Source organism: Rhodococcus olei (genome assembly GCF_039540555.1).
GTDB classification, from domain to species: Bacteria; Actinomycetota; Actinomycetes; order Mycobacteriales; family Mycobacteriaceae; genus Rhodococcus_G; species Rhodococcus_G olei.
Genome location: NZ_BAABFB010000030.1, coordinates 215765 through 227697 on the forward strand (window position 1 = coordinate 215765; position 11933 = coordinate 227697).

Below are 11933 nucleotides of genomic sequence, written 5' to 3' on the forward strand. Positions count from 1 at the left end.
CGGGTGGCAGACACCCAGCATTCCGGCACCAGCCAGCAGAATCCGGTCCTCGTCGTCGACTTCGGTGCGCAGTACGCGCAGCTGATCGCCCGCCGGGTGCGGGAGGCCAGCGTCTACTCCGAGGTCGTCCCGCACACGGCGACCGTCGAGGAGATCGTGGCGCGCAAGCCGGCGGCGGTGATCCTGTCCGGCGGCCCGTCCAGCGTGTATGCCGACGGCGCACCGCAGCTCGACGCCCGCCTGTTCGACCACGACATCCCGGTGTTCGGCATCTGCTACGGCTTCCAGGCGATGGCCGGTGCGCTCGGTGGCACCGTCACCCACACGGGCACCCGGGAGTACGGCCGCACCCAGCTCAGTGTCGACGGCGGCATCCTGCACGAGGGTCTGCCGACCACCCAGCCGGTGTGGATGAGCCACGGCGACGCCGTCACCGACGCGCCGCACGGTTTCGAGGTGACCGCCACCAGCGCGGGCGCCCCGGTCGCGGCGTTCGAGGACCGTGCGCGGCGGCTGGCCGGTGTCCAGTACCACCCGGAGGTGCTGCACTCGCCGCACGGCCAGCAGGTGCTGACGCGGTTCCTGCGCGAGATCGCCGGAATCGCGCCGACGTGGACGGCCGCCAACATTGCCGACGCCCTGATCGAGCAGGTCCGCGAGCAGGTCGGCGACGGCAAGGCGATCTGCGGCCTGTCCGGTGGTGTCGACTCCGCGGTCGCGGCGGCGCTGGTGCAGCGTGCGATCGGCGACCGCCTCACCTGTGTGTTCGTCGACCACGGTCTGCTGCGGGCCGGTGAGCGCGAGCAGGTGCAGCAGGACTTCGTCGCGTCCACCGGAGCCAAGCTCATCACCGTCGACGCGGTCGACACCTTCCTGTCCGAGCTCGAGGGCGTGTCCGACCCGGAGACCAAGCGCAAGATCATCGGCCGCGAGTTCATCCGGAGCTTCGAGGGTGCGGTCACCGAGGTGCTCGGCGAGTCGGTCGCGCACGGCGAGGCCGTCGACTTCCTGGTCCAGGGCACGCTGTACCCGGACGTGGTCGAGTCCGGTGGCGGCACCGGCACCGCGAACATCAAGAGCCACCACAACGTCGGTGGCCTGCCCGAGGACCTGCAGTTCTCGCTCGTCGAGCCGCTGCGGCTGCTGTTCAAGGACGAGGTCCGCGCCGTCGGACGTGCGCTCGGTCTGCCCGAGGAAATCGTTGCGCGCCAGCCGTTCCCGGGCCCGGGTCTGGCGATCCGCATCGTCGGGGCGGTGACTCGGGACCGGTTGGCGCTGCTGCGTCAGGCGGACGCGATCGCCCGCGAGGAGCTCACCGCCGCCGGCCTCGACGGCCAGATCTGGCAGTGCCCGGTGGTGCTGCTCGCCGACGTCCGCAGTGTCGGCGTCCAGGGCGACGGCCGCACCTACGGCCACCCGATCGTGCTGCGCCCGGTTTCCAGCGAGGACGCGATGACCGCGGACTGGACGCGGCTGCCCTACGACGTCCTCGAACGGATCTCGACCCGCATCACGAACGAGGTGCCGGAGGTCAACCGCGTGGTCCTCGACGTCACGAGCAAGCCGCCGGGAACCATCGAGTGGGAGTGAGTACCCACGGCCGCGGGGCGTTCGGCGAGCAGTGGTCGGCGCCCCGACGGGCTGTGGGGAGTGCGGCTGTTTCCTGAACGGGCCGTTCGTTCGCGTGGACCGACCGACCGGGCCATTCGGGAACCGGCGCCGCCCTGGATTCCCAGCAGATTCGCGGGAAGGTCACAGGGACGTCCACGGTGCCCGTGACTCAATGGCGGGGTGACCGACACCCGTATCGACACCACCGACCCGACCGCCGTTGCCGGACCTCCGCCCGCGGATCCGATCGCCGACGGCGGCCGACCGCCGGCCACCCGATGGGAGCGAATCGGTCTGGTGGTCCTGCTCGCCGGGACCGCGGTGGCGTATCTGTGGAACATCACGGTCAACGACATGGGCAATCAGTTCTACGCGGCCGCCGCCCAGGCCGGGGCGCAGAACTGGAAGGCACTGCTGTTCGGATCGCTCGACCGGGCCAACTTCATCACCGTCGACAAGCCGCCCGTCTCCCAGTGGGTGATGGGCCTGTCCGGGCAGATCTTCGGGTTCGGCAGCGCGAGCATGCTGGTCCCGCAGGCCCTGATGGCGGTCGGGTCCGTTGCGCTGCTGTACGGGGCGGTGAGCCGGGTCGGCGGCCGCGGGGCGGGTCTGCTCGCGGGCGCGGCGCTGGCGCTGACCCCCGTTGCGGCGCTGATGTTCCGGTTCAACAATCCGGACGCCGTGATGGTCCTGCTGATGACGGCCGGTGCCTACTGCACGGTGCGGTCGCTGGAACGGGCGAGCGGGCGGTGGATCGCGCTCGCCGGTGTGGCGCTCGGGTTCGCCTTCCTGGCCAAGATGCTCGAGGGTCTGCTGGTCATGCCGGCTCTGGCGGTCGCGTTCCTGGTGGCGGCGCCGACGTCACTGCGCGGTCGGCTGGTGCGACTGCTCGGCGCACTGGCGGCCCTGCTCGCCTCGTCGGGATGGTTCGTCCTGCTGACCTTGCTGTGGCCGGCCGCGTCCCGGCCGTACCTGGCCGGGTCCACCGACGACAACTTCATGAACCTGGTGCTCGGCTACAACGGTTTCGGGCGGGTACTCGGCCACAACCATCCCGGGGGCGGCGGCCCGCAGCCCGGCCCGGGTGCCGCCGCGCGGTCCGCCCGTGACGGCGCGGCCGGATTCACCGGTCGCGGTGCCGGTTTCGGTGGTTTCGGTGGCCAGCAGCAGGGCCTGGGCCGGTTGTTCACCGGCGAGTTCGGATTCGAGATCGGCTGGCTGATCCCGGCGGCCCTGCTCGCGCTGGTGCTGGTGATCGTCGCCCGGTGGGGGACGCCGCGGACCGACCTCGTCCGCGCCGGCGTCCTCGTGTTCGGCGGCTGGCTGCTGGTCGACGGACTGGTCCTGAGCTACATGAGCGGCACCATCCACCCGTACTACTGCCTCTCGCTGGCACCCGCGGTCGCGGGACTGTTCGCGATCGGCGTGCACGAGATGTGGACGCGGCGGACGACCTGGTTCGGCCGCTCCGGTCTGGCCGCAATCATCGCGGTGACCGGTGTGTGGAGCTTCTGGATCCTCGGCCGGAATGCCGACTGGATGCCGGCGCTGCGTTGGGCGGTGGCGGCCGTGTCGCTTCTTGCCGCGCTGGTCGTGCTGACGGTGGGCGGCCGCGGCCGTCGCGTCGGGACGGTCGCCGTCGCGGTCGGGCTGATCGCCGCCCTGTCCGGCTCGACGGCGTACGCGGTCGCGACCCTCGGGCAGGCGCACAGCGGCGGCGGGCCGACGGTCGGGCCCGCGACAGCGCACCGAGCCGGCGGACCCGGGGGCATGTTCGGTGCGAGCGCGCCCGACCCGCAACTGGACTCGATGCTCGGCGAGACCGACACCACCTGGTCGGCCGCGATCGATCGGTCCTCGGCGGCCGCTGCTCTCGAATTGTCCAGTGGCACAGCGGTGATGGCGATCAGCGGCTTCACCGGATCGGATCCGACTCCCGGTCTGAGCGAGTTCGTCGACGACGTCGCCACCCACCGGGTGGCCTACTACCTGGTGCAGAACCGCGGCGAGGACGGCGGGCGACAGGCCGGACCGCAGACGCAGAACCCACCCGGTGCGCCGGGTGGACGGCAGAGCGCGCACCAGGACATCACGGACTGGGTGGCCGCGCACTTCACGCCCGTCACGGTGGGGTCGACGACGGTCTACGACCTGTCGGGGTACCGGGGCTGACCCGCCCGTGGCGGCGGGGTGGCCGCCACCACCTGTGGTCGGCCGAGCAGGGCGACGACGTCGGGCCGGCGCAGTCCCGCTCGCTCGCGGACCGCTCAGTGCTCGACCGCGTAGCGGCCCAGGAGTTCGGTGCCGATCCGCGTCAGTTCGCCGCGCACCGCGTCCGGTTCGAGCACCTCCACCGCATCTCCCCAGCCGGCGAGGTTGCGGGCGATGTCCAGCGGGGTCGGTGCGGCGAGGCGGACCCGGGCACGGCCGTCGTCGGATTCGCCGTCGGTGTGGCAGTGCCGGCCGAAGTGATCGCGCAGGATCGGCACGAACCGCGCCTCGACGAGCACCGTGGCCCAGATGCGTGACCGGCGCTCCTCCATCTTCCCGACCACCTCGTCCCAGGCGGTGGCGAGCTCGAAATCATCTGGGCGGTGTGCGGATTCATCGGTGGTCGTGGCCTCCACGATCCGATCGACCCGAAAGGTGCGCCGGCCGCGGTCGGTCCCGGCGATCAGGTACCAGGTGTCGTCCTTGTCGACCAGGCCCCACGGGTCGACCAGGCGCTCGCTGCGCTCGCGGGCGCCGTTGACGTAGCCGATTCGCACCTTCCGCCGCCGCACCACGGCGGTCTGCAGCAGGTCGACCGTCGCGGGCCGGTCCCGGTCGCGCTCACCCCACCGGGTGGGGTCGATCATGGTGGCCTCGGCGGCCGCCTCGGCGTCGGCCCGGAAGGTCTGCGGCAGCGCCCGTACCAGTTTGCGCAGCGCCGCCTTCGCCTCGCCGGACACCGCCGCGGCCGGGCCGACCAGCAGGAACAGTGCCTGCGCCCCGGTCGCCGACAGGCCCGACAGGTCGGTGCGGGCCCCGCCGACGAGCGCCCAGCCGCCGCCGCGTCCGGGCTGCGGATACACCGGGATGCCCGCCGCGGACAGCGCCTCCAGATCGCGGCGGGCGGTGGCCATCGACACCTCCAGCTCCTCGGCGAGTTCGGCGGCGGTCACCCGGCCGCGGGCCTGCATCAGCAGGAGGGTGGCGACGAGCCGGTCTGCGCGCATGGGTGTCAGTTTCCCCGTAAAAGTGCTCAGTTGATGAGCACTTCGGGCGAGAGGATTGCGTCGTCACCAACCGGACGAGGGAAGGAACCACCGATGTTGCGAGGACTCACCACCGTCAGTTTCTTCGCCGACGATGTCGCCGCCGCCCAGGCCTGGTACACCGAGGTGCTCGGCACCCCGCCCTACTTCGCCCGTCCGATCGACGGACACATCGCGTACGTGGAGTTCCGCATCGGCGACTTCCAGCACGAGCTCGGCATCATCGACAGCCGGTTCGCTCCGCACACCCGCCCGGAGCAGCCGGCCGGCCAGGTCACCTACTGGCACGTCGACGACGTGGAGACCACCTTCGCGCGGCTGCTCTCGCTCGGCGCCACGGTGCACGACAAGCCGGTCGAACGCGGACCCGGGTTCGTCACCGCCTCCGTCGTCGATCCGTTCGGCAACATCCTCGGCGTCATGTACAACCAGCACTACCTCGACATCCTGGCCGCCTCGCGGGCGTGAGGCGAGTACCGGCGTGACCCTCGTCGTCGCGAGCACGATCTCCGAGTGGCGGGACGGGTCAGATGCCCGTGTGGCGGTGCGGTGTTCGAGCGGGTGACGGCGGGCGACCACGCCGGCCCCCGGATCCGGTCGCGCCGTGCTGTCGCGGGTGCCGTCACCGCACGGGGTCGAACCCGTCAGCCGCCGAGGGTGGGTCCGGGGTCGTTCGAGGGGGCGCCCCGGTCCGGCGTGCCGATCCGCGACGCGATCGACGGGAGCGAGTCGGCGAAGGCGCTCGCCGCGAACTGCCAGGTGTGGCCGCCCGGTGCGGTGTGCACGTCGCACGTGATCCCGACTGCCGTCGCCGCCGTGCAGAGGTCGGTGGCGGCGCCCTTCTCGTCGGTGTCGGGTGTGCCGTCGTGGCCGCCGATCCCGGCCCGGTCGTCGCTGCCCGGCTGGGACCGCGGGGCGGGTCGGTTGCCGCCGCCGCGTCGCCGGCCGGTGCCGTCGGTGTCCTCGAACAGGCCGCTGACTCCGGTGTACGGCCCGTGCACCGACATCACGGTCGCCGGGTCGTACGCCGCCCACTGTGCGCTGTCGCCGCCGTACAGCCGGTCGATGGTCTGGTCCTTGGTGCCCGCCGTCGGTCCGTGATCGCCGGCGATGTCGACGAATGTGGAGAACAGGTCGGGGTGCATCACGGTCAGATCGACCGCACAGGTGCCGCCCATGGACCACCCGACGATGCCCCAGTTCGCCGCCTCCGGCGAGGCGCCGAAGGTCGAGATCACGTACGGTCGCACGTCGCCGGTGAGGTGGTCGGCGGCGTTCCCGCGGGGACCGTCGACGCACTCGGTGTCGTTGTTGAAGCTCCCGCCGGCGTCGACGAACACCAGGATCGGGGTTCGGCCGGCGTGGCTCGCCGCGTACGCGTCCACGGTGGAGACGATGTCACCGCTGCGCATCCAGTCGGCGGGGGTGTTGAACTCGCCTGCGATCATCATCAGGACGGGCAGGGTCGGGGGCGTGGGACCGGCGAACCACGCGGGCGGCAGATAGACGTATTCGGTGCGGTGGGCGAATCCGCTCGCGGAGTCCGGGATGTCGACCGGCACGACCTTTCCGGTGGCCGTCGTCGTGCCGCGGAGGTCCGCCAGTTCGTCGGCCGCGACCTGGTCGGGAAGCGGACCCGCGGTGGCCGCGCCCCACGCCGCCTGGACGGTCGGGTAGTAGCCGACCCACTGGTTCACCGCGAGCGCGACGCACAGCAGGCCCAGCGGCACGGCCAGCAGCGACAGCGCGCGGCGGCGCCACCGGCTGCCGCGCCAGCCGAGCACCGCGACCGCGAGGGCGGCCGCGGTCGCCGCCACCCACACCCACAGCCGGGTCGGCGCCGGGTCCGACGACAGCCCCTGGTCGTCGACGTACCACCGCGCGGTGAGCGCTGCGGCCACCCCGAGGCACATGCCGACCGGGACCGAGATCGACCGCCACCGTCGGGTGCGCCACCCGACGGCGGCGATCAGGACGACGACGGTGACGATCTCGGCGGTGAGGGGAAGCCATCCGGTGAGCAGCGAGATCCCGCCGTGCTGGTATCCGCTCTGGTTCGGATTCACGCGACCACTCTGCGGGTGCTTCCTGGGAGAACGCTGTGTGAAACGCGGGATTTCTCCCAGCCTGCCTCGAGGTCGGCGGAGTCCAATGGGCGTCGGGGTGGTGTGAGAGGAGGACCGCATGAGCGGCTTGCCCGTCGTCGCGGGCGACTACGATCCGTTCGACCACGAGGACGTGATCGAACGCGCCGCGACCGGCGACCGGGACGCCCTGAACCGGGTCTGCGACGCGACGAGATCGTTCGTGACCCGGATGTTCCGCGTCGAACTCGGCGCCACGATCGGTGTGCCGGGAGCGGACGCCGCGGCCGAGGCGCTGGTTCCCGTCGTGGTGGCTGCGGTGCTCACCGATCGGACCGGCGCGCCGCTTCGCGTCGTCTACACGGAGGCGGTCCTGGGTGTCGAGGCGGCACGTCCCCCGAGCGATGTCGCGCCGCCGTCGGACCGGCTCGATGGGCTCGGCCGACACGAACGCGACGTGCTGGTGCTGCGGACGGTGGTGGGGCTCACCGTCGAGCAGACCGCCGTGGCGTTGGCCGGCACCACCACCCGGGTGCTGCTCGACCAGCACGCGGCGCTCGGCACCCTGCGCAGACGTACCGCCCCGGGCGCCCCGATTCACAGGTGATTGCCAGTGTCAGGAGCCCGTCGGAGGAGTTGACTTGATGTGCAGGGAGGCGTCGCGGCTCCCCGCCGCACCTCCCCGTTCACGAGGAAGGATCGACGATGTACACCGCAAAGGGGAAGCGTGCGGGGACGCTTCTCGTCAAGGCCGCCCTGATGGGTGTCGCCGTCGCGGTACCGGTGGTCGCGATCGCCGGACCGGCCACGGCGGCGCCCGGGCCCGCACCGGCGGTTCCGCAGGTACAGGTGGACGGGCACCACTGGAACGACGGCCACCGCTGGAACCAGCCGGGCAGACACTGCGGCCACGACGATGACGACTGGCAGGGTGAGTGGAACGGCTGTGGCGTGCCGCCCGGCCAGATGTGGAGATGGCAGCAGGGGCCGCAGTTCAACCAGTTCGGCCAGTTCGGGCAGTTCGGCGGGCTCTTCAATCAGTTCGGGCAGTTCGGGAACCTGTTCGGAAGCTGAGCCCTACGCGACCCGCCCGGCCCCCGGAATCGTGTGCTCCGGTGGCCGGCGGGTCGCTGTGGTGAGCGTCGTCCCGTCACTTCCGGCGGCCGGGTGAGACCACCAGGACGACGCCCACGACGACCGCGGCGAGGACGAGCACCCATTTGAACTGCCAGTCCCCGAGGGCGCCGAGGTGGTCGGGGCCGACGAAGGCCCACGCGCTGATCAGCAGGGCGGCCAGCCCGGACAGCAACAGCAGCGCGGACGGCCTGCGGGTGCCGGTGGTGGTGTCGGTGTCGGTGTTCTCAGCCACGGTGGACCTCCAGATCTCCCATTCGGCCGGTCATGTCGAGGGTCAGCACGGGGCCGGCGGTGCCGTCGGCGCCGCCGCTGAGGCCCTCGGGCAGGCAGTTGACGTCACCGACCGCAATCGAGCAGTGGTTGACGACGTTCATGTTCTCCGGGACCAGGACCGTGAAACTGCCCACGCCCGAGTTGATGGTGACGGTCCGGTCCTCGGTCAGCGTCACCCCGCGCAGGTCGAGCGTGAAATCGCCCAGCTGGCCGGAGTATTCGGGTGCGATCTCCGCGACGGTCATCGGCGCCCAGGTCCGGGATCCGACGTTCTGACTGCTCCAGTCGACCGGGCCGACCAGTGACGCGAGTACGACGAATCCGACCAGTGGGCCGGTGACGACGAGCAGGCCGTAGCCCCGGCGCAGGAACGCCCCGACGATCAATCCGACACCGATCACGGCCAGGCCCACGGCACCGATCCGGCCCGGGGACATCCATTCCCAGTCGGTGGCGGCGCCGAGTGCCCACGCCGCGACCGAGGCGAGGATCGCCAGCCCCAGCACGACCGTGGTCAAGCGGGATTTCGGCCGGGTCCGCGGCAGCGGTGCCGGTGTGGCCGCCGGGGTCGGCTCGGGCAGGTCCCACGCGAACGGCGCCACCCCGAGCGGGTCCCAGGCCGGCGGGCCGTCGGCGGCGCCCGGCGTCTGCGGTCCCGATCCGGTGAACATGCCTGTGTCCGAGGATGATTCGGTGTTCCGTGGCGGCGCCGATCCCGCCCCCTGCCCTCGGAAGCCGTCCATCGGCGTCGCCGGTTCGGCGGGTGTGACGGTGGGTTCGGGGGGTGTGGCTGTGTCGGGGGTGGTGGCCGACGGCTCGTAGGTCTTCGGCAGGGTGGTGAACACTCCGGGGGCGGTGTAGCCGCCGAAGGGGCCCGCGGCCGGGGGATGGCCGGGCGTCGGCGGAGCCAGGCCGAACCACGGGTCGGTGCCGGGCGGCATGGCCGGCGGCTCCGGCCTGCGCTGGTACAGCATCCACAGGCCACCGAGCATCAGCGCCAGGCTGATCAGTCCGGAACCGCCCAGGCCCACCCCGATCGGCCCGATCGTGGTCGCCGCGATCAGCAGTGCAACGGCGAGCACGATCGTCTTGGTACCGGACTCCGAGCTGTGGCCGCGTCCGAGCATCGCTTCGGCGGCGGACGACTGGTCCCCGGCGCGGGGCAGCAGCAGCCAGCAGGCGAGGTAGAGGACGATGCCGACGCCGCCGAACAGCGTCGAGACGACGAACGCCACCCGGACGAGGACCGGGTCGACGTCGTAGCGGTGGCCGATGCCTGCGGCGACGCCGGCCACCGGGCCCTGCCGCGGCAACCGCACCGGCCGGGTGCGCCACAACTTCGTCAGCTGCTCGGAGAAGGTCGCAGTGGTCATGTCCACCATCCTGGCGTCCGCGTGGGCACCCGCACATCGGGACAAACCCTGATCTTTCGCCGCCCACGTGCCGAGCTCGGCTCCCGAGGATCAGGGTCCACCCTGATGCGCGTCCCGGCGCGCGCGTGCCACCATCGATGGTGTGCAGCCGATTCCGCGTGCCCACATTCCGGGCGAGGTGTCCCTGCCCCGACTGGAGCGCCGAGTCGGCGGCCGGGTGGTCGGTGGTGTCGCCGGCGGGATCGCCGATCACCTCGGCGTCGACGTGTTCAAGGTCCGGGTGGCGTTCGTGCTGCTGTGCGCGCTGGCCGGCTCCGGCATCGTGGCGTACGGACTGCTGTGGATCTTCACCCCGGCCGGCCACGACACCGAACGGCCGAGTCCGGCCGAACGCCGCCGGGCGCTCGGACTCGCGGTGCTCGGTCTCGCACTGTCCGCGGGCCTGGGGTTCGTCGTCAGCGGCACCGCCGGAGAGGTGCTGGTCCCGATCGTGGTCGTCGCCGTCGGCGCGGCACTGGTGTGGCGCGAGTACGACTCGGACGGGCCCCGCTCCGCGTTCGGGCTGCCCCAGAGCCCGACGGTCCTGACCTGGGCGCGCGTGCTCGGCGGCATCACCCTGATCGTGCTCGGCCTCGGTGTCGTGGTGCTCGCCCGGGTGGACCTGGCATCGCTGCGTTCGTCGCTGCTCGCGGTGGTCGTGACGCTCGTCGGGATCGGGTTGCTGACCGTGCCGCTGTGGCTGCGGATGTGGCGTGACCTCGGCCGGGAGCGGGCGGCCCGGATCCGCAACGAGGAGCGGGAGGAGATCGCCTCCCACCTGCACGACTCGGTGCTGCAGACGCTCGCCCTGATCCAGAAGCAGGCGGACCGTCCGCAGGAGGTGCAGCGGTTGGCGCGTTCGCAGGAGCGGGAACTGCGCAAGTGGTTGTTCGGTGAGGGGGAGGCGGCGCACGCGAGCCTGGCGGAGGCGCTGCGCACGATCGCCGGGGAGGTCGAGGACCAGCACGGCATCGCGGTGCAGACGGTGACCGTCGGCGACGTGCGGTTGGACGTGCCCGAGGACGAGTCGGGGCTGTCGAAGGAAGCCGTCACCGCGGTGCTCGGCGCGACCCGTGAGGCACTCGTCAACGCGGCCAAGCATTCCGGGGAGTCGAGTGTCGACCTGTTCGCCGAGGCCGAGCAGACGGAAGTGAGCGTGTTCGTCCGGGACCGCGGCGTCGGGTTCGACCCGGGCGCGGTCCCGGTCGACCGGCAGGGTCTGGCGAAGTCGATCCGGGCGCGGGTGCAGCGGCGCGGCGGCGAGGTCGAGGTCGACTCGGCGGTGGGCCGGGGCACGGAGGTCCGGATCCGGATGCCGTTGGGCGCGCCGGCCGCCGCCGACACGTCCGACACTGTGTCGAAGACGCACGAGGAGTCGGTGTCGAAGACGCACGAGGAGTCGGTGTCGAAGACGCACGAGGAACCCCTAGAGTCGTTGCAGCACGAGTCCCCGATGAAGGAGCAGCCCAGGTGACGTCCCCCGGTAGCCGCGACGCGGATTCGGCCAGGTTTCGGGTCTTCCTCGTCGACGACCACGCCGTCTTCCGGTCGGGGGTGCGGGCCGAGCTCGCGTCGGAGCCGGACATCGAGGTGGTGGGGGAGGCCGGGGTGGTCGCCGAGGCGATCTCCGGAATCAACGCCGCCGCACCGGATGTCGTGCTGCTCGACGTGCACATGCCGGACGGCGGCGGGGTCGCGGTGCTGCAGGGGATCACGCCGGGGCCGGTGTGTCTGGCGTTGAGTGTCTCGGATGCCGCCGAGGACGTGATCGCGGTGATCCGCGCCGGTGCCCGCGGCTACGTGACGAAGACGATCTCCGGGAGCGAACTCGCGGACGGGGTGCGGCGCGTCGCCGGGGGCGATGCGGTGTTCAGTCCGCGGCTGGCGGGGTTCGTCCTCGACTCGTTCACCGGTCGGTCCTCGGTGCCGGAGCCGCCGCTGGATCCGGAGCTGGACTCGCTGACCCCGCGGGAACTCGAGGTGCTGCGGTTGCTGGCCCGCGGCTACACGTATCGGGAGATCGCGGAGACGCTGGTGATCTCGGTCAAGACCGTCGAGACGCATGCCTCGAACGTCCTGCGAAAGACGCAGCAGTCCAACCGGAATGCCCTGACCCGCTGGGCGCACCGGCGGCGGATCGAGTGATCCGCCGCCGGTGA

11 protein-coding genes are annotated in these 11933 nt (G+C 71.8%); 7 read left to right on the forward strand and 4 right to left on the reverse strand.

All coding sequences use genetic code 11. The annotated features are described in order from the left end of the window. Window positions 1–3: 3 nt before the first annotated feature. Together guaA and ABD951_RS10540 are read left to right on the forward strand one after the other, a co-directional pair. Entirely contained in the window at window positions 4–1590 is a 1587-nt protein-coding gene (gene guaA, locus ABD951_RS10535) for a glutamine-hydrolyzing GMP synthase (protein ID WP_345344429.1), read from the forward strand. 201 nt (window positions 1591–1791) lie between these two features. Continuing rightward, window positions 1792–3783, forward strand: coding sequence for a glycosyltransferase family 39 protein (locus ABD951_RS10540; RefSeq protein ID WP_425569816.1), 1992 nt, complete (start codon window positions 1792–1794; stop codon window positions 3781–3783). Between the two features lie 95 nt (window positions 3784–3878). Here ABD951_RS10540 and ABD951_RS10545 read toward each other — a convergent pair whose 3' ends face one another. Beyond that, window positions 3879–4829, reverse strand: a complete 951-nt coding sequence (locus ABD951_RS10545; RefSeq protein ID WP_345344431.1) for a helix-turn-helix transcriptional regulator — start codon at window positions 4827–4829, stop codon at window positions 3879–3881. 93 nt (window positions 4830–4922) lie between these two features. Between ABD951_RS10545 and ABD951_RS10550 the strand changes: the two genes are divergently transcribed. Then, window positions 4923–5336, forward strand: coding sequence for a VOC family protein (locus ABD951_RS10550; protein WP_345344433.1), 414 nt, complete (start codon window positions 4923–4925; stop codon window positions 5334–5336). A gap of 176 nt (window positions 5337–5512) precedes the next feature. Here ABD951_RS10550 and ABD951_RS10555 read toward each other — a convergent pair whose 3' ends face one another. After that, window positions 5513–6934, reverse strand: a complete 1422-nt coding sequence (locus ABD951_RS10555; RefSeq protein WP_345344435.1) for an alpha/beta hydrolase — start codon at window positions 6932–6934, stop codon at window positions 5513–5515. A 118-nt stretch (window positions 6935–7052) separates the two neighbouring features. Here ABD951_RS10555 and ABD951_RS10560 point away from each other — a divergent pair, with 118 nt between their 5' ends. Then, the gene (locus ABD951_RS10560; RefSeq protein WP_345344437.1) at window positions 7053–7559 is read left to right on the forward strand and encodes a hypothetical protein; all 507 of its coding nucleotides are present in this window, start codon (window positions 7053–7055) and stop codon (window positions 7557–7559) included. Window positions 7560–7657: 98 nt separating this feature from the next. Then, window positions 7658–8026 (forward strand): hypothetical protein, encoded by a 369-nt coding sequence (locus ABD951_RS10565; protein ID WP_345344439.1) that lies wholly within the window; start codon window positions 7658–7660, stop codon window positions 8024–8026. A gap of 76 nt (window positions 8027–8102) precedes the next feature. On the opposite strand, the gene ABD951_RS10570 is transcribed toward ABD951_RS10565, so the two are convergent. Both ABD951_RS10570 and ABD951_RS10575 read right to left on the reverse strand, forming a co-directional pair. Then, complete coding sequence (locus ABD951_RS10570; RefSeq protein ID WP_345344441.1) at window positions 8103–8321, reverse strand: hypothetical protein; 219 nt, start codon at window positions 8319–8321, stop codon at window positions 8103–8105. After that, window positions 8314–9735, reverse strand: a complete 1422-nt coding sequence (locus tag ABD951_RS10575) for a PspC domain-containing protein (RefSeq protein ID WP_345344443.1) — start codon at window positions 9733–9735, stop codon at window positions 8314–8316. The genes ABD951_RS10570 and ABD951_RS10575 overlap by 8 nt, the downstream gene beginning before the upstream one ends. A 142-nt stretch (window positions 9736–9877) precedes the next feature. Here ABD951_RS10575 and ABD951_RS10580 point away from each other — a divergent pair, with 142 nt between their 5' ends. Both ABD951_RS10580 and ABD951_RS10585 read left to right on the forward strand, forming a co-directional pair. Beyond that, window positions 9878–11248, forward strand: a complete 1371-nt coding sequence (locus ABD951_RS10580; RefSeq protein WP_345344445.1) for an ATP-binding protein — start codon at window positions 9878–9880, stop codon at window positions 11246–11248. Further along, window positions 11245–11919 carry a response regulator gene (locus ABD951_RS10585; RefSeq protein ID WP_345344447.1) on the forward strand — a complete coding sequence of 225 codons (675 nt, stop codon included), beginning with the start codon at window positions 11245–11247 and terminating at the stop codon, window positions 11917–11919. Before ABD951_RS10580 ends, ABD951_RS10585 begins: the two co-directional genes overlap by 4 nt. The last annotated feature ends 14 nt before the right edge of the window (window positions 11920–11933 follow it).

Coding starts and splice junctions, on each gene's coding strand:
- ABD951_RS10545 (WP_345344431.1), bottom strand. CDS start 4,829: ATGCGCGCAGACCGGCTCGTCGCCACCCTCCTGCTGATGCAGGCCCGC.
- ABD951_RS10550 (WP_345344433.1), top strand. CDS start 4,923: ATGTTGCGAGGACTCACCACCGTCAGTTTCTTCGCCGACGATGTCGCC.
- ABD951_RS10560 (WP_345344437.1), top strand. CDS start 7,053: ATGAGCGGCTTGCCCGTCGTCGCGGGCGACTACGATCCGTTCGACCAC.
- ABD951_RS10565 (WP_345344439.1), top strand. CDS start 7,658: ATGTACACCGCAAAGGGGAAGCGTGCGGGGACGCTTCTCGTCAAGGCC.
- ABD951_RS10575 (WP_345344443.1), bottom strand. CDS start 9,735: ATGACCACTGCGACCTTCTCCGAGCAGCTGACGAAGTTGTGGCGCACC.